Annotated in this window: 22 protein-coding genes; 8 read left to right on the top strand and 14 right to left on the bottom strand. The window is 71.7% G+C overall.

Features of this window, described 5'->3' with window-relative positions:
* Positions 1-20: 20 nt before the first annotated feature.
* From ACZ63I_RS12450 to ACZ63I_RS12460, 3 genes are read right to left on the bottom strand one after another with little or no spacing between them, the layout of a single operon-like run.
* Positions 21-1,028, bottom strand: coding sequence for a nucleoside hydrolase (locus ACZ63I_RS12450; RefSeq protein ID WP_469337972.1), 1,008 nt, complete (start codon positions 1,026-1,028; stop codon positions 21-23).
* Positions 1,025-2,344: an ADP-ribosylglycohydrolase family protein gene (locus tag ACZ63I_RS12455; RefSeq protein ID WP_469337974.1), complete on the bottom strand. Its 1,320-nt coding sequence runs from the start codon at positions 2,342-2,344 to the stop codon at positions 1,025-1,027. Before ACZ63I_RS12455 ends, ACZ63I_RS12450 begins: the two co-directional genes overlap by 4 nt.
* 14 nt (positions 2,345-2,358) lie before the next feature.
* Positions 2,359-3,474, bottom strand: a complete 1,116-nt coding sequence (locus ACZ63I_RS12460; RefSeq protein WP_469337976.1) for a LacI family DNA-binding transcriptional regulator — start codon at positions 3,472-3,474, stop codon at positions 2,359-2,361.
* Between the two features lie 252 nt (positions 3,475-3,726).
* Here ACZ63I_RS12460 and ACZ63I_RS12465 point away from each other — a divergent pair, with 252 nt between their 5' ends.
* From ACZ63I_RS12465 to ACZ63I_RS12475, 3 genes are all read left to right on the top strand, one after another.
* Positions 3,727-5,709 (top strand): ATP-binding cassette domain-containing protein, encoded by a 1,983-nt coding sequence (locus ACZ63I_RS12465; RefSeq protein ID WP_469338365.1) that lies wholly within the window; start codon positions 3,727-3,729, stop codon positions 5,707-5,709.
* A gap of 159 nt (positions 5,710-5,868) precedes the next feature.
* A complete protein-coding gene (locus ACZ63I_RS12470) occupies positions 5,869-6,813 on the top strand; it encodes an SDR family oxidoreductase (RefSeq protein ID WP_469337978.1) in 945 nt (314 codons plus the stop codon).
* A 76-nt stretch (positions 6,814-6,889) separates the two neighbouring features.
* On the top strand, positions 6,890-7,756 hold the full coding sequence (locus ACZ63I_RS12475) for an LLM class F420-dependent oxidoreductase (protein WP_469337979.1): 867 nt from the start codon (positions 6,890-6,892) through the stop codon (positions 7,754-7,756).
* 71 nt (positions 7,757-7,827) lie between these two features.
* Here ACZ63I_RS12475 and ACZ63I_RS12480 read toward each other — a convergent pair whose 3' ends face one another.
* Entirely contained in the window at positions 7,828-8,430 is a 603-nt protein-coding gene (locus ACZ63I_RS12480; RefSeq protein ID WP_469337980.1) for a class F sortase, read from the bottom strand.
* A 67-nt stretch (positions 8,431-8,497) separates the two neighbouring features.
* Positions 8,498-9,091: a hypothetical protein gene (locus ACZ63I_RS12485; RefSeq protein ID WP_469337981.1), complete on the bottom strand. Its 594-nt coding sequence runs from the start codon at positions 9,089-9,091 to the stop codon at positions 8,498-8,500.
* Between the two features lie 282 nt (positions 9,092-9,373).
* On the opposite strand from ACZ63I_RS12485, the gene ACZ63I_RS12490 reads away from it, so the two are divergent.
* Positions 9,374-9,724 carry a PRC-barrel domain-containing protein gene (locus tag ACZ63I_RS12490; protein ID WP_469337983.1) on the top strand — a complete coding sequence of 117 codons (351 nt, stop codon included), beginning with the start codon at positions 9,374-9,376 and terminating at the stop codon, positions 9,722-9,724.
* Between the two features lie 141 nt (positions 9,725-9,865).
* Positions 9,866-10,903 carry a zinc-dependent alcohol dehydrogenase family protein gene (locus tag ACZ63I_RS12495; protein WP_469337984.1) on the top strand — a complete coding sequence of 346 codons (1,038 nt, stop codon included), beginning with the start codon at positions 9,866-9,868 and terminating at the stop codon, positions 10,901-10,903.
* A gap of 19 nt (positions 10,904-10,922) precedes the next feature.
* On the opposite strand, the gene ACZ63I_RS12500 is transcribed toward ACZ63I_RS12495, so the two are convergent.
* Positions 10,923-11,594, bottom strand: a complete 672-nt coding sequence (locus ACZ63I_RS12500) for a TetR/AcrR family transcriptional regulator (protein WP_469337985.1) — start codon at positions 11,592-11,594, stop codon at positions 10,923-10,925.
* A 142-nt stretch (positions 11,595-11,736) separates the two neighbouring features.
* On the opposite strand from ACZ63I_RS12500, the gene ACZ63I_RS12505 reads away from it, so the two are divergent.
* A complete protein-coding gene (locus ACZ63I_RS12505; protein ID WP_469337987.1) occupies positions 11,737-12,777 on the top strand; it encodes a medium chain dehydrogenase/reductase family protein in 1,041 nt (346 codons plus the stop codon).
* A 79-nt stretch (positions 12,778-12,856) separates the two neighbouring features.
* Entirely contained in the window at positions 12,857-13,951 is a 1,095-nt protein-coding gene (locus ACZ63I_RS12510; protein WP_469337988.1) for a hypothetical protein, read from the top strand.
* 121 nt (positions 13,952-14,072) lie between these two features.
* Here the strand turns inward: ACZ63I_RS12510 and ACZ63I_RS12515 are convergent, their stop codons facing one another.
* The 3 genes from ACZ63I_RS12515 to ACZ63I_RS12525 are packed head-to-tail and all read right to left on the bottom strand — an operon-like array spanning position 14,073 to position 16,385.
* Positions 14,073-14,483: a RidA family protein gene (locus tag ACZ63I_RS12515; protein ID WP_469337990.1), complete on the bottom strand. Its 411-nt coding sequence runs from the start codon at positions 14,481-14,483 to the stop codon at positions 14,073-14,075.
* Entirely contained in the window at positions 14,480-15,607 is a 1,128-nt protein-coding gene (locus ACZ63I_RS12520) for a mandelate racemase/muconate lactonizing enzyme family protein (RefSeq protein ID WP_469337992.1), read from the bottom strand. The genes ACZ63I_RS12515 and ACZ63I_RS12520 overlap by 4 nt, the downstream gene beginning before the upstream one ends.
* Positions 15,594-16,385, bottom strand: a complete 792-nt coding sequence (locus ACZ63I_RS12525) for a creatininase family protein (protein WP_469337994.1) — start codon at positions 16,383-16,385, stop codon at positions 15,594-15,596. Before ACZ63I_RS12525 ends, ACZ63I_RS12520 begins: the two co-directional genes overlap by 14 nt.
* A 41-nt stretch (positions 16,386-16,426) precedes the next feature.
* Here ACZ63I_RS12525 and ACZ63I_RS12530 point away from each other — a divergent pair, with 41 nt between their 5' ends.
* Complete coding sequence (locus tag ACZ63I_RS12530) at positions 16,427-17,386, top strand: ROK family protein (protein ID WP_469337995.1); 960 nt, start codon at positions 16,427-16,429, stop codon at positions 17,384-17,386.
* A gap of 26 nt (positions 17,387-17,412) precedes the next feature.
* Here the strand turns inward: ACZ63I_RS12530 and ACZ63I_RS12535 are convergent, their stop codons facing one another.
* Genes ACZ63I_RS12535 through ACZ63I_RS12555 form a run of 5 tightly spaced genes read right to left on the bottom strand, consistent with a single transcriptional unit; the run spans position 17,413 to position 22,559 of the window.
* The gene (locus tag ACZ63I_RS12535) at positions 17,413-18,237 is read right to left on the bottom strand and encodes an ATP-binding cassette domain-containing protein (RefSeq protein WP_469337997.1); all 825 of its coding nucleotides are present in this window, start codon (positions 18,235-18,237) and stop codon (positions 17,413-17,415) included.
* Entirely contained in the window at positions 18,234-19,082 is an 849-nt protein-coding gene (locus ACZ63I_RS12540; protein ID WP_469337998.1) for an ATP-binding cassette domain-containing protein, read from the bottom strand. The genes ACZ63I_RS12535 and ACZ63I_RS12540 overlap by 4 nt, the downstream gene beginning before the upstream one ends.
* Entirely contained in the window at positions 19,079-19,990 is a 912-nt protein-coding gene (locus tag ACZ63I_RS12545) for an ABC transporter permease (protein WP_469337999.1), read from the bottom strand. Before ACZ63I_RS12545 ends, ACZ63I_RS12540 begins: the two co-directional genes overlap by 4 nt.
* Entirely contained in the window at positions 19,987-20,988 is a 1,002-nt protein-coding gene (locus ACZ63I_RS12550) for an ABC transporter permease (protein ID WP_469338001.1), read from the bottom strand. The genes ACZ63I_RS12545 and ACZ63I_RS12550 overlap by 4 nt, the downstream gene beginning before the upstream one ends.
* Positions 20,985-22,559 carry an ABC transporter substrate-binding protein gene (locus ACZ63I_RS12555; RefSeq protein ID WP_469338003.1) on the bottom strand — a complete coding sequence of 525 codons (1,575 nt, stop codon included), beginning with the start codon at positions 22,557-22,559 and terminating at the stop codon, positions 20,985-20,987. The genes ACZ63I_RS12550 and ACZ63I_RS12555 overlap by 4 nt, the downstream gene beginning before the upstream one ends.
* Positions 22,560-22,601 lie beyond the last annotated feature (42 nt).

The raw sequence follows: 22,601 nt of genomic DNA on the forward strand, positions 1-22,601 counted from the left end.
GACGGTCATGGGATGACGGGTCAATCGCCGGCGGACGTACCGGTGAGGCGATCGAGGAAGAGGCGGCCGAAGCCAGGCACGTCGGTGTCGACGGCGACCGAGGCGTTGGGGGGTCCGGGGGGCGGGGCGAGGGCGAGTCCGCGGTCGGCCACGACCAGGCCCCGGGCGAGTTCACTGGTGGTGTCGGTGGCGACGTGGGCGTCGGCCCACGTGCACAGGGTCGGGTCGGCGACGGCCGCCACGACGAGGGGGTCGTGCAGGAAGCACGCGTCCCTGTGCTCCTCGCGCAGCGGGAAGGCCCTGGCCAGGAAGTCGATCCAGGCCAGCGCGCACTCCCCGGCCCAGCGGCCGAAGGAGTCGCCGCTGGACAGTACGGCCGCGTCGTCGCGGGTGAGCCGTACCCGCGAGGTCTGGTCGATGCCCACCATGCGCAGCTCGGCGCCGCTGGCGAGGACCATCGCGAGTGCCTCGGGGTCGACGTAGGCGTTGAAGTCGCCGACGACGGTGATGTTCTGGGCGTAGCCGGTGGCGGAGCCCGCCATCATGACGATCTCCGCGACGTTCCGGGCGAATCCGGGGTCGAGGCGCAGGGCCAGCGCGAGATTGGTCATGGGGCCGATGGCGACCACCGTGATCTCGCCCGGATGCGCTGCCGCCAGCTCCACGAGATACGCGGCGGCGGTGGCGTCACTGGTCGGTCCGAGCCGGTCGGCCGCCGCCGTGGGGACGGCGGGCCGGTCCCCGACGACGTCGTCGAACAGGGCGCGCAGCGGTGCCATGTCGCGCAGCAGCGGACGGTCGGCGCCGCGCAGTACGGGGAGGCCGGGGTGGCCGAGCCGCTGGGTGAGCCGCCGGGCGACATCGACTCCCGTGTCGACGTCGACGTTGCCGTTGACGACGGTCAGTGCCTCGACGGTCAGCTCGGGCGAGCGCAGGGCCAGCGCGATGGCGAGGCCGTCGTCGATGTCGGAGCCGGGTTCGCCGAGACCGGGGTCGGTGTCGATCACGATCCTGCGTGCGGTGGTCATGCGGGCACATCCTGTTCGAAGGTGAGACGAACGGCTTCCGTCCGTGCGGCGAGTTCGGTGACGGTGATCCGGTCGAAGCCGCGCACGGCGCTGCGGACCACTCCCCCGGTCGGTTCCACCAGCCGGCCGGGGACGGCGTCCGCACCGTGCAGGGCACCGAACACACTGCCGACCGTGGCGGCCGTCGAGTCGGTGTCACGGCCCGCGCCGACGGCGAGGGCGATGCTGCGTACGAAGTCGCCCTCACCCCACAGCAGAGCGGCGGCGATGATGGCGGCGTTGTTGACAGTGTGCACCCAGTTGTAATGACCGAGTTCGGTGTCGATCCAGCGCTGCACCGTCTCGCCGGCGGCGCCGCGCTCGGCCATGCGCAGCAGCTCGGCCTGGCTGGTGTACAGCCGCGAGCGCGGTGGGACGACGGTGAGCGCGGCCCGCAGGGCGTCGATCGGCTCGGTGCACACCAGCGCCTCGGCGTTGAGGGCCGCCGACCACATCGCACCGTAGATGCCGTTGGCGGTGTGCGAGAGGACCGCGTCGGTCAGTGCCATCCTCGCCGCGGCACGCGGGTCGCCGGGCTGTACGTAGCCGTAGACGTCGGTGCGGATCAGCGCGCCGATCCACTCGCGGTACGGGTTGTCGTGGGTGGCGGTGCGGGGTGCGCGCAGGCCCCGGATGAGGTTGCGGTACGCGGCGCGCTCCGCCGTGAACGTCTGGGTGAAGGGGATGCGGTCGAGCCACTCGCGGCCGATGTCCTCGGTGGTCAGGCCGCGCCCGTACGTCTCCAGCAGGTGCAGGCCGAGGATCGTCCAGTCCAGGTCGTCGTCCCTCGGGACGGCGTCGAAGCGGCCTGCCGCCGCGTAGGGAGCCGATTCGTGCAGGTGGCTGACGCCGGCGGGCAGGGTGTCCAGCAGCGGGACGAAGCCGGTCTGCGGCCACTGGCCGACGGCCCGCAGATAGATCCCGACCTCCTCGCGCGTCAGGCCCTCGACGGGCTTGCCCATCGTGTTGCCCACGCACCGCCCCAGCCAGGCACCGGCCAGCCGGCCGGGGAGCTGGGCGGTGTCGACGGTCCTTACCGGTGCCGGCGGGGTGAGGGCCGCCCATATCTCCTCGGCGTCGGACGGTTCGTCGAAGTCCCAGGCGGTGGAGCGCGGCAGGGCGGCGAGCGCGGTCGCCACGGAGGCGAGTGCGGCGAGGTCGTCGGCGGCGGCGGCCCGGCGGGCCGCCGCCAGCAGTTCGCCGGCCGCGTGGCCCGACGACAGAAGCTGTTCGGCTTCGTCGGGGACGAGATCGCGTGGGTCAAGTACGTCGTGCACGAGCGGTGGGCTCCTCAGGCAGATTCGCGATGTACGAGGTGGTGCTGGACCAGGACGCGGCGTGGCGTTCCCGAGGGGTCGTCTATGCGGCCGAGCAGCAGCTCTCCCGCCACCCGCCCGATCTCCTGGGCGGGGACCCGCACCGTGGTCAGGGAAGGGCTGACGAGACTGGCCGCGTCGATGTCGTCCACCCCGAGGACGGCGACATCGGCGGGGACGGCGAGTCCGAGCGAGCGGGCCGCGTCGAGCGCGCCGATCGCCATGAGGTCGTTGGCGCAGAACACGGCGGTGGGCCGCCGCTCCAGGTCCATGAGCCGGCTCATCGCCTTGGCCCCGGACTCCCGCGTCCAGTCCCCCTCCGCCTCGGCGGCGCGCAGGGGCCGCAGGCCGTGGTCGCGCAGGGCCTGCCGGTAGCCGCCGAGGCGCGCGGAACCGGGGGCGACCCTGCTCGGTCCCGAGATGATGCCCAGGGTCCGGTGGCCCTGCCCGTGCAGGTAGCTGACGGCGTCGGCGGCGATCCGCTCGTCGTCGGACGACACCACGTCGGTCGATGTGCCGTGCCGGGGCGAGCCGACGGTCACCACCCGGGCGCCCGAGGCGAGCAGCGGTTCCAGCATCCGGTCGGGTACGTCGACCGCGGCGACGACCACCCCGTCCACCCGGCGCTGCACGGCCTCGTTGAGGAAGGCCTCGATGGGCGGGGTGCCGGCTCCGACGTCGGCCAGCAGGACGACGTAATCGCGCTCACCCACCGCTTGCTGGAGGCCGCGGGCGAGGGCGGGGTAGAACGGGTTGGTCAGGTCCTGGACGACCAGGGCGATGGTCTGGCTGCGGCGGCCCGAGAGGCCGAGCGCGAAGAAGTTCTGCTGGAACCCCATCTCCTCGACCACCCGCATCACCTTGCGGCGGGTGGCGTCGGAGACCGGGCGCCGGCCGGACAGCACGTGCGAGACGGTCGTCTTGCTCACTCCGGCCCGTGCGGCGACGTCCGAGATGGTGGCGGGTCCTTTTGACCCGTCGTTCTCCAAACCGGTTTGCCCAGGGACCGCCGCAGGCGTAGCGCCCGTCTCCGCCATCTGCACTCCTCGTTTGCAAACCGGTTTGCTTAACGGGGCAACAGTCACCCACATCCCGCGTGGAAGTCAAGAGGCGGTCCGCTGGAAATCCGACCCGGCCGCTCTCCCCCGCGGACCGCCGCGCGCCGCGCGGTGCTCCCGTGCGACCGTCCGCCGCATCCGGGCCCCGGACTGCCCGTCCCGCGCCCCGGGTAGCGCTGTCACGGCGACGGCTTTCGCGACGACGGCTCTGCGCGAACCGCCGACAGGCGCCGGCGGAACCGCTCTGGGAGGCAGCCAGTGAGAAGACTCTTCGGACGCGTACGGATGGCCGAGCCGCAGGTCTCCGATGCCGAACAGGAGCTGTTCGGGGGGCCGTTGCGGTACGACATGGGCTGGTCCCAGCACGAGCACGCCTCGCTCGACCTGACCCTGCTCTCCGCCCTCCGCTCGATGCCGAGGCTCGTCGGGGCGACCCTGCGGATCGCGTGGCAGGCGGACCGGCGGGCGTTGCTCACCGTCGCCGTGAGCGAGATCGGCCAGGGCGTGGCGGCCGCCGTCGGACTGCTCGCGGTCAACGCCGTCATGCACGCGCTGCTCGGTGCGGGCACACCGGCGGAGCGGGTGCACGCGCTGCTGCCCGGCGTGCTCGCGGGCGCTGCCGCGGCCGTCGTCAACTCGGGGCTGGCCGGCTGGTCCACCTCGCGGGCCGGCCGGCTGGAACCGCTCGTCGAGCGGATCGCCACGACGCAGTACCTGGCAGCGGCGGCGTCGGTGGAGCTGGAGGCCATCGAGGACCCGCAGTTCCGCCGGCTGATCGATGTCGCGCAGTACGGCGCCGCGTCCGCCAGCCGCATGATCGGCGCGTGTGTGGCCGCGCTGAACGGCACCATCTCGCTGGTCTCCACGGCCGGTGTGCTGACCATCCTGCATCCGCTCCTGCTGCCCATGCTGATCCTCATCGCGGCGCCGCGCGGCTGGGGTGCGATGCGGGTGGCGCAGGAGCGGTACGTGTCGGCCATGAGCTGGATCGAGCATGTACGGGCCAGCCGCCTCATCGGCAATCTGCTCACCGAACGCACCGCGGCCCAGGAAGTGCGCATCCACGCCGTCGGGCACTTCCTGCTCAGCCGCTACGAGCGGATGGCGGAGAGCGCGGAGGCCGAGCAGGAGCGGCTGGCGGCGAGCAAGGCGGTCACCGAGTGGGTGGCCGCCGCGCTGTCCGGTCTCGCCATGGCGGCGACGTACGGCGCGATGTTCTGGCTGACCGTCAGCGGGCACATGGGCCTGGCCGTCGCGGGCACCGCCGTGATCGCCGTACGCTCCGGCTCCGCCAGCCTGGGCGCGTTGGTGATGCAACTCAACACACTGCACGAGGAATCGCTGTACGTGCGCGACCACTCGCGCTTCCTGGCGGAGGCGGAGCGGCGCACCATCCCGAGCGGCGGCGCTCCCGTTCCCTTGCGGGTGAAGGAAGTTGTCCTCGACGACGTCACGTACCGCTACCCGGACCGCGACTCCCCCGCACTGGACGGGGTGTCACTCACCCTGCCGATGGGCTCGGTCACGGCCGTGGTCGGCGAGAACGGCTCGGGCAAGAGCACACTGATGAAGGTGCTGTCGGGCCTGCTGCTGCCGCAGGGCGGGAGTGTGTTGTGGGGCGAAGCCGATGTGGCGACGCTGGACCGTTCCCAGGTCTTCGACCGGGTCGCCCTGCTCACCCAGGACTTCCAACGCTGGCCCGTGACAGCGGCGTTGAACATCCGCATCGGCCGGCCGTCCCACGCGGCGGGGCCCGCCGACCTCCAGCCGTCCGTCGACTACGCGGGAGCGGGACCGGTCATCGCGAAACTCCCCGACGGGCTGCGGAGCCTGCTGGCCCGGATGTTCCGCGGCGCCAGCGAACTGTCCGGCGGGGAGTGGCAGAAGGTGGGCCTGGCCCGTACCCACTGGCGCAGTTCGACGTCGCGGGCCGACAGCGTCCTCATCGTGGACGAACCGACCTCGGCCCTCGACCCGGAGGCCGAGATCGCCGCGTTCGACCGTATCCGCAGGCTCACCGCGCCGCACCGGGCCGTCGTCCTCGTCACCCACCGCATGTCCGGCGTCCGCCACGCCGACCGTATCTACGTCCTGCACCGCGGACGGCTGGCCGAGCACGGCAGCCACGACGAACTCGTCGCGGCGCGGGGCCGATACGCGGCGATGTTCGCCGCCCAAGCCGCCCAGTACGCCCCCGCCGCCGCCCCTTCCGCCACCGCCGCCGTCCCGCACCCGACGTCACCGGCCGGGGCTGAGGGTGGCGGCTGATCTCTGTCAGATACGCGAAGGGGGGATCGGCGGTCCCTGGATCTGTTGTGCCTTCATCCGTCTGCGCGGACGCGCGAGTGTTGTCCGTGAGCGGCTGGTAGTTCCCTTGGACATACGGGTAAAGGGGCTGTTCCGGCGGCGATCATGAAGGAGCATCCGATGTCCCGTTCCACGCTTGATCTCACCGTGCCCGACCTGTCCGGCAAGCTGGCCGTGGTGACCGGCGGCAGTGACGGGATCGGGCTGGGACTTGCCGGGCGGCTCGCCGCCGCCGGGGCCGATGTCGTCCTGCCGGTGCGCAACGCCGCCAAGGGCGCGGCGGCCGTCGAGCGGATCAAGACCGACCACCCCGCGGCGAAGGTGTCCACCCGCGAACTGGACCTGGCCTCGCTGGACTCCGTCGCCGCGCTCGGCGCCACGCTCGTCGGCGAGGGCCGGCCCGTCAACATCCTGGTGAACAACGCCGGTTTGATGACTCCGCCGGCCCGTCAGGAGACCGAGGACGGCTTCGAGCTGCAGTTCGGGACCAACCACCTCGGCCACTTCGCCCTCACCGCCCACCTGCTGCCGCTGCTGCGCGCGGGCTCGGCGCGGGTGACCTCCCAGACGAGCGTCGCCGCGCGCAGCGGCGGCATCAACTGGGACGACCTGGCCTGGAAGGACACGTACAACGGCAGTCGCGCCTACAGCCAGTCCAAGATCGCGGTGCTGATGTTCGCGCTGGAGCTGGACCGGCGCAGCCGGGCCGCCGGCTGGGGCATCACCAGCATCGCCTCGCACCCCGGCGTCACCCCCAGCAATCTGCTGGGCGCCCAGCCGCACATGGGCCGGACCAAGGAAGCCCCGCTGCTGAGGCTGATCCGCGCGTTCACCCGGGCCGGGCTGCTCTTCCAGCCGCTGGAGGACGGTCCGCTGCCCGCGCTGTACGCCGCGACCGCCCCGGCGGCGCGCGGCGGCGCCTTCTACGGGCCCGGCGGCTTCCAGCACCTCGGTGGCGCACCCGTGGAGCAGGACGTCTACCGGCCGGCGCGCGACGAGGCCGATGCGGCACGGATGTGGACGATCTCCGAGGATCTGACCCGTGTCCCCTTCCCCGTCGGCTGATCGGAAGTGCCAGGCTCTCGGTAACGACGCCGCGCCGGACCGGGCCGGTGTCACGACTACGGACAGAGGAATCGCCGTGAAACTGGGCATCCATTTCGCCAACCACACCCTGCCGGGCGGTGCCCCCGCCCTGGCCGCCACCTTGGGCAAGGCCGCCGAGAGCGCCGACGAGGCGGGCTGTTCCTGGGTCACGCTGATGGACCACTGGCTCCAGATGGAGCAGTTGGCCACCGCCCAGGACCCGATGCTGGAGGGCTACACCTCCCTCGGCTTCCTGGCGGCCCGCACCAGCCGCGTACGGCTCGGTCTGCTGGTCACGGGTGTGACGTACCGCAACCCCGCCCTGCTGGCGAAGACCGTGACGACCCTGGACGTCCTGTCCGGGGGCCGTGCGATGCTCGGCATCGGGGCGGCCTGGTACGAACGCGAACACCGCGCGTACGGCGTGACGTTCCCGCCGGTCGCCGAGCGCTTCGAACTGCTGGAGGAGACGCTGCAGATCGTCCGCCAGATGTGGAGCGACGACGAAGGCCCGTACAACGGGAAGCACTACCAGCTCGCCGAGACCATCTGCTCCCCGCGCCCGCTGCAGCAGCCGCACCCGCCGATCCTGATCGGCGGCAGCGGCGAGAAGAAGACACTGCGCCTGGTCGCCAAGTACGGCGACGCGTGCAACCTGTTCGCCACGACCCCCGACGAAGTCGCCCACAAGCTGCGGGTGCTGGCCGAGCACTGCGAGCGCGAGGGCCGCGACATCGCCGAGATCGAGAAGACCATCCTGGGCGGCGACCCGTTCGCCGACCCCGACGGCTTCCTCGCGGAGATGGAGCAGTACGCCCGGCTCGGCATCGACCACGTCCAGGTGATGCCGGGGACCCCGGACCCGGTCGAATACATCGAGACGATCGGCAGGACCGTCATCCCCCGGCTGACCGACATCTGACAGCCCCGGCGGCCTGGCTCAGGCGGCCGTGGCTGAGGGACCGAGGTGCGCGGGCCGGCCGGGCACCTCGGTCAGGGGGTGGTGACGCCGGTGAGATGGGCGAAGACCACGACGTTCGCCGAGTAGCCCTTCTTGTGGTCGAACCGGCCTCCGCAGGTGAGGAGTCGGAGTTCGGCGCGGCCCGTGTCGCCGTAGACCTGCCGGTTCGGGAAGGCGCCCCGGGTGTACGTCTTCACGGAGTCGACCGTGAAGACGGCCGTACGGTGGTCGGCCCGCCGCACCTTGACGAGGTCGCCGGGGTGCAGCGCGTTGAGGTTCAGGAAGATCGCGGGGCCCGTCCTGGTGTCGCGGTGCCCCACGACGACGGCTGTGCCCTTTTCGCCGGGGGACGGGCCGGCCGCGTACCAGCCGACCCACCGCGGCTTGCTCATGGGCGGTGTGCCGAGCCGGCCGTCCCCGGCGAGGGACAGCCGCATGACCGGGGCCTCGATCATGATGCCCGGCACCGCCACCTTCTTCGGCACTGACGGCGGCAACGGAGCGTGGTTGACCGCCGGTCGGGCCTGTGCGGTGGGGGCCGTGCCCGCGCCGCGCGCCTTGCCGAGCTGGGGTGCGGCGGCGGGCTCCTCGCCGCCGCACCCCTTCACGACTCCGGTCACCAGCAACGAGCACACGCTGAGCGTGATGGCCAGGCGGCACGCGCGGCTGGGGCCCCGGCGACGGCGACGGCGAGGGCGCTCGTTATGCCGCACTGGGCATACGCCGGCGGGCCCACCGCACCGCGAACAGCGCGGCCGTACCCAGCGCGGTCGCCGCCAGCAGCGGTCCGGCCGTGGAGTGTCCGCCGTCGCCGCCGATCGGCGGTACGCCGCCGCCGCCCGCGCTCACCGGGCCCTGCGGCTTCGCGTCGCTGGTCCCGCCGCAGTCGACCTTGAACGTCTTCTGCTTGGGCACCCCGCCGGGGAAGGTCCAACTGAGCTGGTAGGTGCCGTTGGGCAGCCCGGTGTCGGGAGTCGCGCCCTTGCCCTGCTTCAGTGTGAGCTGGCCCGTCAGCGTCGGCTTGCCCGCGGCCTTGGGGAGCGGGGAGATCGTGTAGGTGACGGCCGGTACGGTCTGGAAGTTGACCGCCGCGAGGTTGAAGGAGCAAACTTTCGGCGCGTCGCTGGTGTTCGCCGCCGGCACCCCCGCGGCGTGGATCCGGATCACACCGCTGTCACCGGGCGCCGCCGAGGCGGGCACGGCGCCCATCAGGGACACGCCGCCCACGGCCACCGCGGCGACGAGGGCCGACCCGAGCCGCGCGCCACCGCGATCCGCACGCACTTGGATTCTCATACGAGGCCTCTTTCGCGTTAGAACGATTGTCATACTGGCTGACTCCCGGTCACTGAATGCTCTGACGCCCCGCCAGTCCACTGCGCAACGCGGAAGCGCGCACAGAACGACTCGTTCGGCCTACGTCTGATTCTTTTCGGTGCGGTTCCGGTCGGCCGGAAGCGATCTGCGGGACCGGTGTGTGGGAGCCGAATCGCCGGGCACGCGGTTCCTCAGCAAATGCCCGCCGCGCCGCGAACGCACGAATACTCGCGGCCCAGAAGAAAAATGAGGAGCCATCTTATGAGCAGCAACATCTGGGGTTACCAGCCGACGACCGGCCACTCCGCCGGCGCCGATCTGACCGGCTTCAAGGTCGAAGCGACCGACGGCAGCATCGGCAAGGTCGACAAGCACTCCGACGAGGTGGGCTCCTCCTACCTGGTGGTCGACACCGGCGTATGGATCTTCGGCAAGCACGTCCTGCTGCCCGCGGGCACCGTCAGCCGAATCGACACCGACGACAAGAAGGTCTTTGTCGACCGGACCAAGGACCAGATCAAGAACGCGCCCGAGTTCGACAAGGACAAGCACACCGGCGACGCGGGCTATCACGACCAGGTCGGCGGCTACTACGGCGAGCACCGCGCCTGACGCGTCACGGCGATCCGGGGTGGGGGCCAGGGCAGTTGCCCTGGCCCCCACCCCGTGCCACCGTTGATCGTGACGGGGGTACGCCGTGACGGGGAGGCGAGTGCCGGCGAGTGCGCCGGCCCGCGTAACGAAAGGCAATTCATGCGAGCGACTCTTATCTACGGTGCGGGCGACATACGGGTGGAGGACGTGCCCGACCCCAAGATCCGGCAGCCCACCGACGCGCTGGTGCGCGTGCTGCGCTCCTGTATCTGCGGCAGCGACCTGTGGCCGTACGGCTCCAAGCCCGCCTCGGACAAGGGCGCCAGGATCGGCCACGAATTCCTGGGCGTGGTGGAGGAGACCGGTGCGCAGGTGTCGGGGCTGAAGCGCGGCGACGTCGTGGTGGCGCCGTTCGTCTGGGCCGACAACACCTGCGACTTCTGCCAGGAAGGGCTCCAGACGTCCTGCCGGCACGGCGGCGGCTGGGGGTCCGACGGCGTCGACGGCGGCCAGGGCGAAGCCGTACGGGTGCCGCAGGCGCAGGGCACGCTGGTGAAGCTGCCCGTCGGCGAGGACTCCGCGCTGCTGCCGTCGCTGCTGACGCTCTCCGACGTGTTCTCCACCGGTCACCACTGCGCGGTGACCGCGGGCGTCGGACCCCGTACGACGGTGACGGTCATCGGCGACGGCGCCGTGGGGCTCTCCGCGGTGCTGGCGGCCAAGCGGCTGGGCGCCGAGCGGATCATCCTCATGGGCCGGCACAAGGACCGTACGGATCTCGGCCAGGACTTCGGCGCAACGGATGTCGTCGCGGAGCGCGGCGACGAGGGCGTCGAGAAGGTCCGGGAGCTGACCGGTGGTGACGGCACCCACACGGTCCTGGAGTGCGTCGGCCTCAAGGCCGCCGTCGACACCGCCCTGGGCGTGGTGCGCTCCGGCGGCACGATCAGCCGCGTCGGCGCCCCGCAGTACCGGGACGTCCCGATGGACTTCCCCGTCTTCCTGCGCAACATCACCCTCACCGGCGGTGTGGCCCCGGCCCGCGCCTACATCGAGGAGCTGCTGCCCGACGTGCTGGACGGCACGGTCGAGCCCGGCAGGGTCTTCGACCGCACGGTGACCATGGACGAGGTGCCGGACGGCTACCGGGCCATGGCCGACCGCGAGGCGCTGAAGGTGCTCGTCAACCCGGTGTGACGCCGGACGGGCCTTCCGGTCAGGACAGGCTCTCCAGCTCGGCCTCGAAGAGCAGCGCGGGGTCGAAGGTCATCCCGGCGAAGTGCCCGGCGAGTTCCAGGGACAGCACGCCGTGCAGCCGGGTCCAGAAGGCCAGGGCCCGGCGGAGCACGGCGGCCGGGGCCGGGTGGCCTTCGGCCCACTGCCTGTGGTCTTCGAGGTGTGCGTCGAAGGTGGTCGCCGCTGCGGTGGCCGGGCCGGTGGGCGCCGCCGACGCCGTGTAGGCGTCGAGCAGAGCCGCCATGATCTCGGCCGCGATCCCGGTGATGTCGGCCGGCGCGTGATAGCCGGGTACGGGCGTGCCGTAGACGAGGAAGTACCGCTGCGGGTCGGCCAGCGCCCAGTCGCGCAGGGCGTGTGCCAGCGCGGCCACGCCGCCCGGGGCGACACCGGGACCCGACGCTGCGGCGGCGCCGAAGGCGTCGGCGAGCGTGCGGTACGAGTCCCTGATCAGCTCGGTCATCAGCTCGTCACGCCCGGCGAAGTACCGGTAGAGCGCGGGTCCGCTCATCCCCATCCCCTTGGCGATCGCGTTGAGCGAGAGCGCCGACGCCCCGGCCGTGGCCATCTGCTCCCACGCGCGTTCCTTGATCTCCGCCCGTACCTGCGTGCGATAGCGCTCGCGCGGGGTCTGTGTGCCCGTCTCCGCCATGGCCTGCCGCCTTCCAGATCTCCCGCGTCCACCAGCTTTCGTTAGAGGCTATCACTGGATTTATTGACTCTCACTCTCCTTCGTTATAGCTTCTAACCAACGCGAAGCACAGTAACGAACCACGGAGCGCACGGAGGTCGCCATGAGCACCGAAGGAACCGAAGGACTCGTCGAGGTCGTCCTGCCCGGCAAGGTCGAACCGGAAGGGCTGCAGATCCGGCACGGCGCCGTCCCCACCGCCGGACCCGGCCAGGTCCTGGTCCGGATGGAAGCGACCGGGGTCTCCTTCGCCGAGCAGCAGATGCGCCGCGGCCGGTACTACGACCAGCCGCCGTTCCCCTTCGTGCCGGGCTACGACGTGGTGGGTACGGTGCTGGCGGCCGGCGCGGGCGTCGCGCCGGGGCTGGTCGGCACGCGGGTCGCCGCGCTGGTCAAGGTCGGCGGCTGGGCCAGCCATCTGCTGATCGAGGCGGCGGACGTGGTGGCGGTGCCCGAGGGGATCGGCGCTGCCGAGGCGGAGACCGTGGTGGTCAACGGCATCACCGCGTGGCAGATGCTGCACCGCAAGGCCGGTGTCCGCGCCGGGCAGACCGTCCTGGTGCACGGCGCCAACGGCGGCGTCGGATCCGTGCTGGTGCAGCTCGCGCGGGCCGCCGGTGTGAAGGTGATCGGTACGGCGTCGGCGCGCCACCACGACGCGCTGCGGGAGCGGGGCGTCGTCCCCGTCGACTACCGCGCGGGGGATGTCGCGGCGCGCGTCCGCGAACTCGCCCCCGGCGGTGTGGACGCCGTCTTCGACCATGTCGGCGGCCGGAGCGTCATCGACTCCTGGGGCCTCCTCGCGCCGGGCGGCACGCTCGTCTCGTACGGCAGCGCCTCCACCCGGGACGACACGGGCTCCAAGCAGTGGCCCGTCGTCAAACTGCTCGGCCGGGTGTGGCTGTGGAACGCGCTGCCCAACCGCCGCCGCGCCTACTTCTTCAACATCTGGGCGGGCAAGGCGCTGGGCAAGGACCGGTTCAGGGCCCGGCTGCGCGCCGACCTCTCGCAGGTCTTCGCGGCCCTCCAGCGCGGTGACGTCACCGCCCAGATCGCCGCCCAACTGCCCCTGACCAGCGCCGCGGACGCCATGCGGCTGGCCGAGTCCGGCACCGTCGCCGGCAAGATCGTCCTCCACCCGTAGGTGTCGCGGTGTGTGATGATGCAGGACGGCAACCGGCCCTGGGGAGCGCCGGTTGAGTGGGTAAGAGGGGGAACTCGGGGTGGGCAAGGGTGAGTCGTCCATATCGGACGAGGAGTGGGAGCGTTTCCTGCGGGAGTCGGAGGCCGGGGCGACGCGTGCGCCCGAAGAGCCGTCGGCACGGGCCCGGATGGTGGCGCGGCGGCTGCGGGAGCAGTCCGGGCAGCCGCAGGGGTGGCGAGCCCATCAACCCGTCAAGAAGCGTAAGGGCAAGGCCTGGTACGTGCTCGGGCTGCTGGTGGTGGCCGCGCTGATCGTGGTGGCGGTGGCACCGGAGCGGGTCACCGGATGGTTCGGTGGCGACGGCGGAGGCGGAACCACACCGCTCGCGGCGGAGACGGCACGGCCCGACCAGCCGCCGCCGACGCAGGCGGCCGACCAACTGCCCACGCTGCGGGAGCCGTTCAGAGGGTCGCCCGCGGTGCGGTGGGCTGACGGAACGGCAGGGATCGACGTACCAGCGGCCCGCGCCACCGGCTGGATGACCAAGAAGCAGGTCGCGCAGGCGCTCGACCGGAGTCGGGACTTCCTCGCCGCGTCCAGTCTCGATCCCGCCGTGCTGGACGGACAGCGGCCCGCGAAGGCGATCGCGCTGCTCAATCCGCACCAGCGCGATGTGCGGGACTACGTGAAGGCCGCGTTCGTCGCACCCACCCGGGAGAACGATCCGCTGCTGCTGTTCAGCCGCTTCTCGAAGGCGAAGGTCGAGCTGGTCGGGAATGTGGTCAAGACCCGGGGGCGGATCACGTACCGGGAGGGCAAGCGCGGCGCGGTCGAGGTGACCACCGACGTCACGTACGTCTATCCGCTCACGCGCGCCGAGCCGGGCAGCGAGGAGGTCGTGCGCACCATCGCGCGCCGCGAGGTGGTCATGAGCTGGGACGACCCGGCGAAGGTGGTCACCGAGCCGGGGACGTTCTCGCTGATCTCCTACAAGCTGGACAGCACGAACGGCGGCTGCGACGCCGTCGCCGGCTACTTCGTACCCCAGTTCCGCGCCGAGCGCACGGCTGCGGGGGACGGCCCCGAGGTCGACCCGTACGACCGGAGCACGTCGATGGAGGAGCGCATGCGGCACGCCGACGACGACAAGTGCGGCACCGCCAGCCGGGAGTGACCCGGCAGGAAGCGCGCCCGGAAGCGCGCGCGGTCAGCGGAGCGGCCCGCCGCGACGATGCGCGACGGGCCGCCGATTCCGACGGGCCGCCGATTCCGACCGGCCGTGCGGCCGGGGAGGGTCAGGCCGGCAGGACGGCCACGACGTCGATCTCCACGAGAATGTTCATCAGGTCGGAGCCCACCGTCGTGCGGACCGGGTACGGCTCGTGGAAGAACGTCCGGTAGGCCGCGTCGTACTCGGCGAAGTCGCGCCGCAGATGCTGGAGATGCGCGGTCACCTTGACGACGTCGTCCAGGGTGAGACCGCGCTCGGCCAGCACCGCCGAAATGTTCCTGAGCACCTGCCGGGTCTGGTCCCCGACCTGCTCGGGCACCTCTCCGGTCGCCGGGTCCTTGGGGCCGAACCCCGCCGTGTACAGGAAGTCGCCCGCCACCACGCCCTGGCTGTAGGCCCCGGCGGGCTGGGGCGCCCGCTCCGTGTGCACCGCTGCCTTGCTCACTCGATCAGAACTCGTCCAGTCGGAACTCATCCGGTCAGATCGCCTTCCCGCTCGTTGACCCCGGCGAAGTGGCGCAGCTTCTCCTCGTCCACGCTCACCCCCAGGCCGGGTCCTGTCGGCACCCGCAGACGGCCGTCCGCGAGATGCAGCGGCTCGATGATGTCGTCCGCATGGAGGTAGTACATGCTGTCGATCGCCCGGGAGAGCACGGGGGTGCTGGAGACGACCGCGAGATGCGCCGCCGTCGCGATGCCCAGCTCGCCGCCGCTGTGCAGGTTCATGCCGAGTCCGAACGTCTCGCAGTGCGCGGCGAGTGCCTTGGTGGCCGCGATGCCGCCCCACTTGTAGACGTCGCCGTGGATGACGTCGACGGCGTTCAGCCGCATCGCGGGGGCGAAGTCCTCGAACCGTACGACGCACATGTTGGTGCACAGCGGTATCCGGACCTTCGCCTTCACCTGGCTCATGCCCTCGATGCCGACGCAGGGGTCCTCCAGGTATTCGAGGTCCAGCTCTTCGAGGGCGATCCCGGCGCGCACCGAGTCGGGGACCGACCAGGCCGCGTTCGGGTCCACCCGCAGATTGATCGCGGGCAGTGCGGCGCGCAGCGCCCGCAGGATCGCCACGTCGCCGGCCACATCGGTGGTGCCCTTGAGTTTGACGGCGCTGAAGCCGCCTTCCGCCACGACGCGCGTGGCGTGCTCGGCGAGCTGTCCCGGCAGTGCGTCGGCGCTCGCGCCCGGCGCGTCGGCGCGGGTCACGAGCGCGGTGATGGGCACCTCGTCGCGTACCGGCCCGCCCAGCAGGTCGGTGAGGGACTGGCCTGTGGCCTTGCCCATGGCGTCCCAGCAGGCCACGTCGAGGGCGGCGATCGCCGCGTACCCGAGGTAGCCGTGGAAGAAGGGCACCATGTGCTGCTTGCGGTGGAAGCTCTCCAGGGCGAACGGGCTGGTGCCGATCAGATCGTCGGCCATCGCCCGGACGATCGCGGCGACCGGGCGGCCCCACATCGTCTCGCCCCAGCCCTCGACACCGTCGTCGGTGCGGATCCGCACCACGGTCCTGGTCTCCCCGGTCTTGGTCTCGAACGAGCTGGTGAACGGGTTGATCAGGGGCAGGTTGACCACCCATACGTCGACGTCAGTGATCTTCATTCTTCTCCTCAGCTCGGATGGTGGCCGCGTCGAACGCACGGATCGCCCGAGCGAGTCCCCGGGCCCTGTCGTCCAGCAGCCGGCGCCCGGTGGTGGCGTCGGCGCCGGAGGCGTCGTCGGTCGATCCGCCGACCCGCGCCCATTCGCCGCGGCGCTCCACGGTCAGGCCCGGGTACGGCGGGTTGTCGAAAAGCGGTGGTGGCTCGACCGGGGCCCTGGCTCCGACCGGGGTACGGACGAGTTCCGGGTGGGCGGCGAGCATCAGGGAGGTCTCGAACCAGCCCGCGTGGCCGGGTGTGACCTCGGGCCTGGCCCCTGCCGGCTCGCCGTCGCCGGCCGTGACCGTCCAGTACGAGCAGGCGGCGACGGTGACGTCGGCCCGCAGCGCGAAGCGCTTCACGGCCAGCCGCATGATCTCGTCGTTGCCGCCGTGCCCGTTGACGACCATGATCCGCCGGTAGCCGCTGGTCACCAGCGAGTCCAGGACGTCGTCCAGGACGGCGCCCAGCGTGGCGGCCGACAGCGAGACCGCAGCGGCGAACAGGTGGTGCGGGCTGTGGCCGAACGGCAGGGCGGGCAGCCGCACCAGTTCGGAGGCTGTCGGGTCCTCGGCGAGCAGCGCGGCGGCGCCGTCCAGCACGGCCTCGGCGAGGAGTGTGTCGGTGCCCATCGGCAGGTGGGCCGCGTGCTGCTCCTGCGATCCGATCGGCAGCAGCGCGATCCCGCGCTCGCCGGATCCGCGCACTTCGCGCCAGGTCAGCCCGGTCAGATCTCTCACAGCGCTATCTCCTTGAAACCCTGTCGTGGCAGAGTCGGCGCATGGTCCATGAAGGTTCTCCGTTGCGGTTGGTGCCCGAGCCGGCGCCGGGCCCTGTCGCGCCCCGCCCGGCACGGACGCTCGGCGCTGTCGAACTGGTGCCCGGCCGGGTGCGGGCCGCGGTGCTGACGATGTCCGGCACGGTGCTGCGCAGGGCCGAGGCGTCGTACGACGCGGGTACGGCCCTGCCCGCCGACATCGACACGGCGCTCGCGCTGGCCGCCGAGGTCTTCGCCGGGTACGACCCGGTCGGGGTCGGCGTGGCGGCGGCCGGGATCGTCGATCCGGACGCCGGGCTGATCAACGAGGTCAACGACGTACCGGCGCTGCACGGCTATCCGGTGACCGCCCGGCTCGCGGCGCTGACCGGCGCCCCGGTGCGGGTCGAGCACCGGGCCAGGCTCCAGGTGCTCGGCGACCGGTGGTTCGGCGCCGGGCGCGGGCGCCGTACGTTCGCCTCGGTGTCGACCGGTGAGGTGCTGGGCGTCGGCATCCTGTACGACGGTGAAGTGCTCGCCCCTGCGGGCGGGCGCAGCGGCGCGCACATGACGGTGTCGGCCAGCGGCGAGGCGTGCACCTGCGGCGGGCGGGGCTGCTGGAAGACGGTGGCCACCACCCGCTGGCTGCGCGCGCGTGCCCGTACGGCCGGGCTGGGCGAGGGCGCCACGCTCGGCGCGCTGGTGGCGCGCGCCGACGAGCCTGCCCGCAGGACCGTCGAGGAGTACGCCGAGAACGTCGCCCTGGGGCTGGTCAACGTCCAGCAGCTCTTCGCGCCGGGCCTTTTCGTCCTGCACGGCGAGGCGCGGGAGGGCGGCGAGCGGTTCCGTACCCTCATCGAGGAGCGGCTGCGCTCCGATGTCGCGTCGGTCGGCGCCGAGCTGCCGCAGGTGCTGGTGAGCGGCGCCGCGGTGGACGACGTGGCGCTGCTGGGCGGCGCGGGTCTGGTGCTGTCCCGCCTTTAGGCGTGCTGCGTCTGCACGTCCCACGGCTACACCGCCTCCGGGTGCGGGCGGGTCCTGGTGCGGCGGGCGCGGCGCGGGTCCGGTACGGGTACGGCGTCCAGCAACTGCCGGGTGTACGGGTGCTGCGGATCGCCGAAGACGTCGGCGGCCGCACCGACCTCCACCAGCTTGCCGTGCCGCATGACGGCGACCCGGTCGGCCACCTGCTGTACGACGGCGAGGTTGTGCGAGACGAAGACGTAGGTGAGTCCGAGCCGCTGCTGCAGTTCCGCCAGCAGGTCGAGGACCTGCGCCTGCACGGAGACGTCGAGGGCGCTGGTGGGTTCGTCGAGGACCACGAGCCGGGGTTCGAGGGCGAGCGCGCGGGCGATCGAGACGCGCTGGCGCTGGCCGCCGGAGAACTCGTGCGGGTAGCGGTCCTGGATCGCGGCGGGCAGCCCCACCGACTCCAGCAGCTCTCCGACGCGTGCGCGGGTACGGGTCCTGCCGCGCCGGCCGCGGGCCGCCGGGTCATGGGTGATCAGCGGCTCGGCGACGATGTCCGTGATCCGCATGCGCGGGTTCATGCTGGAGTACGGGTCCTGCAGCACGACCTGCATCTGGCGCCGTACGGCGCGCAGTTGGGCCGGGGAGAGGGTGGCGAGATCCTGCCCGTCGAACCGTACGCTGCCCGCCGTCGGCTCAAGGAGGCGGAGCAGCAGCCGGGTCAGGGTGGTCTTGCCGCAGCCCGACTCGCCGACCAGGGCGAGGGTTTCGCCCTCGGTGACGGTCAGGGACACGTCGTCGACCGCCACATTGGCCGGCCTGCCGCCGAACTCCTTGCGCAGACCGTCCAGTTCGAGCAGCGTCATGCCGACTCCAATCGTGGGGTGGCGTCCAGCAGCCGCCGTGTGTAGTCCTCGGCGGGGTGGTCGAAGACGTCCATGACGTCTCCGCTCTCCACGACCCGGCCCGCGTTCATGACGACGACCCGGTCGGCCGTCTCGGCCACCACTCCGAGGTCGTGGGTGATCAGTACGACGGCCATGCCGTGCCGGTCCTGGAGGGCGACGAGCAGATCGAGGATCTGCCGCTGCACGGTGACGTCGAGCGCGGTGGTCGGCTCGTCGGCGATGAGGACGCGGGGGCGGCCCACCAGGGCCGTCGCGATCATCACGCGCTGCCGCAGCCCGCCGGACAGTTCGTGCGGGTACTGCCGGTAGCGGCGCTCCGGGTCGGGGATGCCGACCTCGTCGAGCGCGGCGACCGCTGCCGCCTTGGCCTCGGCGCGTGAGACGCCCCTGTGGTGCCTGAGCACCTCGGCGACCTGGGAGCCGACCCGCTGGAGCGGGTCGAGGCTGGTCATCGGGTCCTGGAAGATCATGGCGATGTCATGGCCCCGGACCGCGCAGAGTTCCTTCTCGCTCACGGCGAGCAGGTCGCGTCCGGCGAAGCGGATCTCCCCGCCCGCGTAGACACACGGCGGGGCCGGGTTGAGGCGCAGCACGGACAGCGCGGTGGCGGTCTTGCCGCTGCCCGACTCCCCCACCACGGCGAGGGTTTCGCCGGCGCCGACCTGGAGGCTGACGCCCTGGACGGCGTGCACGGTGGAGGTGTCGAGCCTGAAGTCGACGCTGAGGTTGTCGATTTCGAGTACGGGTGCGGTGTCACGTACAGGCGGGGTGCCAAGAACGGGCGGGGTGCGGTCTGTTGTCATCGGCGGTACGCCTTCGGGTCCGCGACGTCGCGCAGGGCGTCGCCGGTGATGTTGACGGCGAGCGAGGTGATCATCAGGGCGACCCCGGGGAACACCGCGACCCACCAGGAGGTGCCGAGGTAGAGCTGGCCGTCGGCGAGCATCGAGCCCCAGGTGACGGTCTCCTTGGGCACACCGAGCCCGAGGTAGCTCAGGGACGCCTCGGCGACGATGGCGGCGGCGATGTGCAGGGTGCCGATGGTGGCGAGCGGGGCCAGCACGTTGGGCAGCAGATGGCGGCGCATGATGGCGCCGTCGGTGACACCGATCGCGCGGGCCTCGGTGATGAAGTCGCGTGAGCGCAGCGACATCACCTCGGAGCGCACGACACGGGCGTACGACACCCAGCCGGTGAAGCCGAGGACGAGGATCACGTACCAGAGCCCGGAGCCGAGGAAGCCGACGATGGCCAGGGCCAGCAGGATGGCGGGGAAGGCGAGTTGGACGTCGGCGAGGCGCATGAGTACCCGGTCGAGCCAGCCGCCGAAGTAGCCGGAGGCGAGCCCGACGACGGTGCCGATCACCCCGGCGAGCAGCGCGGCGCCCGCGCCGACGAGCAGCGAGATCCGGGTGCCGTAGATGACGCGCGAGAGCATGTCGCGGCCGAGCTGGTCGGTGCCGAGCAGATGGTCGCCGCTGCCCCCGGACTGCCAGGCCGGCGGTTTCAGCCGGAGCAGCAGGTCCTGGGCGTTGGGGTCGTACGGCGCGATCAGCGGCGCGAACAGCGCGAAGACCAGCATGATCGCGAGGACGGCGAGCGCGACGACGGCGAGCTTGTTGCGCAGCAGGGTCCGCAGGGCGGCGGCGCGCGGGCCGCGCCCTGCGGTTGTCGCCGCCGGTGCGGCGGCTGCCGGTGTGGTGACGGTCATCGGGACGTCCTCACCCTCGGGTCGAGGAAGCTGTAGGAGAGGTCGACGAGCAGGTTCACCACGACGAAGGTGGCGGCGAAGAACAGCACGGTGGCCTGGACGAGCGGGAAGTCGCGGTGCGAGATGGCCTCGATCGTGAGCTGTCCGACGCCGGGCCAGGAGAAGACCTGTTCGGTGAGGATCGCGCCGCCCAGCAGGCTGCCGACCTCAAGTCCGATCACGGTCACCACCGGCAGCGACGCGTTGCGCAGGCCGTGGGTAAGCACGACCTTGACCGGGCCGAAGCCCTTGGCGCGCGCGGTGCGGATGTGGTCCGAGGACAGCACGTCGATCAGTGACGAGCGCAGCAGCCGCGCGACGACGGCGACGGAGTACACGGCGAGGGTCACGGCGGGCAGGACGAGATTCGCGAACGTGCCGTACCCGGAGGCGGGCAGGGCGTGCAGTCCGACGGCGAAGACCAGGATCAGCAGGATGCCGACCCAGAACGGCGGGGTCGACTGGCCGAGCAGCACCCCGGTCATCACCCCGCGGTCGGAGGCCCGGCCGCGCCGCATCGCGGCGAAGATCCCGGCGGGGATCGCGACGACGAGCGTCACCACCAGTGCGGCTGCGGCCAGTTGGAGCGTGGCGGGCAGCCGGTCGGCGAGCACGGTGCGCACCGGCTCGTTGTAGAAGAGGGAGTTGCCGAAGTCGAGGCGGGGCAGTCCCCACAGGAAGTCGACGTACTGGCTGAACAGCGACCGGTCCAGGCCCAACGAGCCTCGCAGCACGGCTTCCTGATGGGCTGTCGCGTCCGGCGGCAGCAGCAGTTTGACGGGGTCGCCGGAGAGCCGGACGAGGAAGAAGGAGACGGTCGCCGTGCACAGCAGGACGAGCAGCGCGGTGCCGAGCCTGAGCAGGACGGTGCGCAGCAGCCGCGTCCCCGCGCGGTCGCGGGTACGCTCCCGCTGCTCGCCCGCGCTCTGCGGCCTTTGCTGGAGGGAGAGTTCGGTCATCGGGAGACCTCCGCGCCCGCCATGGCGAGTACGCCCGCGGGGCCCGGCTTCCAGCGGGGCCGCTGGTTGCGGGCGTAGATGTTGTCGAGCTGGTAGAGGAAGACGAACGGCGCTTCCTGCCGCATCAGCCGTTGCAGGTCGGAGAATGCCTTGGTGCGCTCGGCGGGGTCGACGGAGAGTTCCTCGATGTCGACGAGCCGGTCCGCCTCCTTGGAGTGCCAGCGGCTCTGCCTGCGGTCGCTGCGCACATTCGACTGGATCATGCTCTCGCCGTCCAGTGTCCAGATGGTGCTGGCGGCGAGGTACATCGGCCCGAGCGCCGCGTGGTTGGCGGAGGTGAGCCTGCTGGAGTAGGTGCCGGGGTCGAGGAGGTCGACCTTGGCGTCCACCCCTGCCTTGGCGAGGAGCCCGGACAGGGCCTCGGCGACGTTGGAGTCGATGTTGGAGGCGGTGAGTGTGGTGCTGAAGCCGTGCGGATAGCCGGCTTCGGCGAGCAGCGCGCGTGCCGTCTTCACCGAGCGGGTGAACGGCTTCACCGTCGGGTCGAAGCCGAAGGCGCCGTGCGGGATCATCGCGGGCACTTCACGCGCCTTGCCGCCGAGCACCGCCTTGATCAGCAGCGGTACGTCGATGGCGTGGTTGAGTGCCTGGCGCACCCGCCGGTCGCTGAGCGGCCCCTTGTCCAGGGTGTTCAGGGACAGGTAGGAGGTGCGGATCCCGGTGTAGCCGTCCAGGGTGACGCCGGTGTAGCCGTCGAGCTGCTGCGCCGCGTCGGGGGTGAGTCCGGCGACGAGGTCGACGCCGCCGCTCTGCAGGGCCGCGAGCGAGGACGAGGCGTTGGGCGCGGGGCTGAAGACCAGTTCGTCCACGTGCGGCCGGCCCGCCCAGTGCTTCGGGTAGGCCCGCATGCGCAGTTCGTGGTCGCGCTGCCAGCTCACGAAGGTGAAGGGGCCCGTGCCGACGGGGTGGGCGGCGAAGCCCTGGTCGCCGACGTCGGCGAGATAGCGCGGCGGTACGGCGACCCCGCCGAAGAGGGAGAGCTTGTCGGGCAGGATCGGGTCGTGCAGCGTGGTGTGCACATCGACGGTGAGCGGGTCGACGACGGCGACGTCCTTCACGTAACGCAGTTCCACGATCGGTGACTTGGTCTTGGGGTCGAGCAGCCGCTCGATGGAGAACTTGACCGCGGCGGCGTCACACTTCTCGCCGTTGTGGAACGTCACACCGGGGCGGAGTGTGAACCGCCAGGTGCGCTCGTCGCGCGCGGTCCAGGACAGTGCGAGCCGCGGGTGGAGTTTGTTGTCGGCGCCCCGGGTGGTGAGGGTGTCGAACATGTTGATCAGGGCGTTCATCGAGACCATGTCGCCCTGCTTCTGCGGGTCCATGGTCGCGGGGTCCCCGGGCTGCGACACCCGCAGGACGTTGCCCGCGCCGCTCGCGGGGTCGGCGCCGCACCCCGTCAGGAGCGCGGGCGCGGCGACGGCCGGCACGACCAGGCCGCCGAGGCGCAGGACGTCGCGGCGGCGTGGGCCGCTGCGGTCCACGGCCCGCCCTTGACGTATTCGTTCCATTGAACAACACATCCGTTCCGGCAGATGGAATGCGGTTGGGTT

The sequence above is a fragment of the Streptomyces sp. NPDC087906 genome, assembly GCF_055584925.1.

What these genes read in the sequence shown, in the direction of transcription:
- ACZ63I_RS12515 (WP_469337990.1), bottom strand. Translation starts at nt 14,483, where the DNA reads ATGAGTTCCGACTGGACGAGTTCTGATCGAGTGAGCAAGGCAGCGGTG.
- ACZ63I_RS12450 (WP_469337972.1), bottom strand. Translation starts at nt 1,028, where the DNA reads ATGACCACCGCACGCAGGATCGTGATCGACACCGACCCCGGTCTCGGC.
- ACZ63I_RS12470 (WP_469337978.1), top strand. Translation starts at nt 5,869, where the DNA reads ATGTCCCGTTCCACGCTTGATCTCACCGTGCCCGACCTGTCCGGCAAG.
- ACZ63I_RS12460 (WP_469337976.1), bottom strand. Translation starts at nt 3,474, where the DNA reads ATGTGGGTGACTGTTGCCCCGTTAAGCAAACCGGTTTGCAAACGAGGA.
- ACZ63I_RS12550 (WP_469338001.1), bottom strand. Translation starts at nt 20,988, where the DNA reads ATGACCGAACTCTCCCTCCAGCAAAGGCCGCAGAGCGCGGGCGAGCAG.
- ACZ63I_RS12535 (WP_469337997.1), bottom strand. Translation starts at nt 18,237, where the DNA reads ATGACGCTGCTCGAACTGGACGGTCTGCGCAAGGAGTTCGGCGGCAGG.
- ACZ63I_RS12520 (WP_469337992.1), bottom strand. Translation starts at nt 15,607, where the DNA reads ATGAAGATCACTGACGTCGACGTATGGGTGGTCAACCTGCCCCTGATC.
- ACZ63I_RS12485 (WP_469337981.1), bottom strand. Translation starts at nt 9,091, where the DNA reads ATGAGAATCCAAGTGCGTGCGGATCGCGGTGGCGCGCGGCTCGGGTCG.
- ACZ63I_RS12465 (WP_469338365.1), top strand. Translation starts at nt 3,727, where the DNA reads ATGGCCGAGCCGCAGGTCTCCGATGCCGAACAGGAGCTGTTCGGGGGG.
- ACZ63I_RS12505 (WP_469337987.1), top strand. Translation starts at nt 11,737, where the DNA reads ATGAGCACCGAAGGAACCGAAGGACTCGTCGAGGTCGTCCTGCCCGGC.
- ACZ63I_RS12545 (WP_469337999.1), bottom strand. Translation starts at nt 19,990, where the DNA reads ATGACCGTCACCACACCGGCAGCCGCCGCACCGGCGGCGACAACCGCA.
- ACZ63I_RS12490 (WP_469337983.1), top strand. Translation starts at nt 9,374, where the DNA reads ATGAGCAGCAACATCTGGGGTTACCAGCCGACGACCGGCCACTCCGCC.
- ACZ63I_RS12500 (WP_469337985.1), bottom strand. Translation starts at nt 11,594, where the DNA reads ATGGCGGAGACGGGCACACAGACCCCGCGCGAGCGCTATCGCACGCAG.
- ACZ63I_RS12495 (WP_469337984.1), top strand. Translation starts at nt 9,866, where the DNA reads ATGCGAGCGACTCTTATCTACGGTGCGGGCGACATACGGGTGGAGGAC.
- ACZ63I_RS12530 (WP_469337995.1), top strand. Translation starts at nt 16,427, where the DNA reads ATGGTCCATGAAGGTTCTCCGTTGCGGTTGGTGCCCGAGCCGGCGCCG.
- ACZ63I_RS12540 (WP_469337998.1), bottom strand. Translation starts at nt 19,082, where the DNA reads ATGACAACAGACCGCACCCCGCCCGTTCTTGGCACCCCGCCTGTACGT.
- ACZ63I_RS12555 (WP_469338003.1), bottom strand. Translation starts at nt 22,559, where the DNA reads ATGGAACGAATACGTCAAGGGCGGGCCGTGGACCGCAGCGGCCCACGC.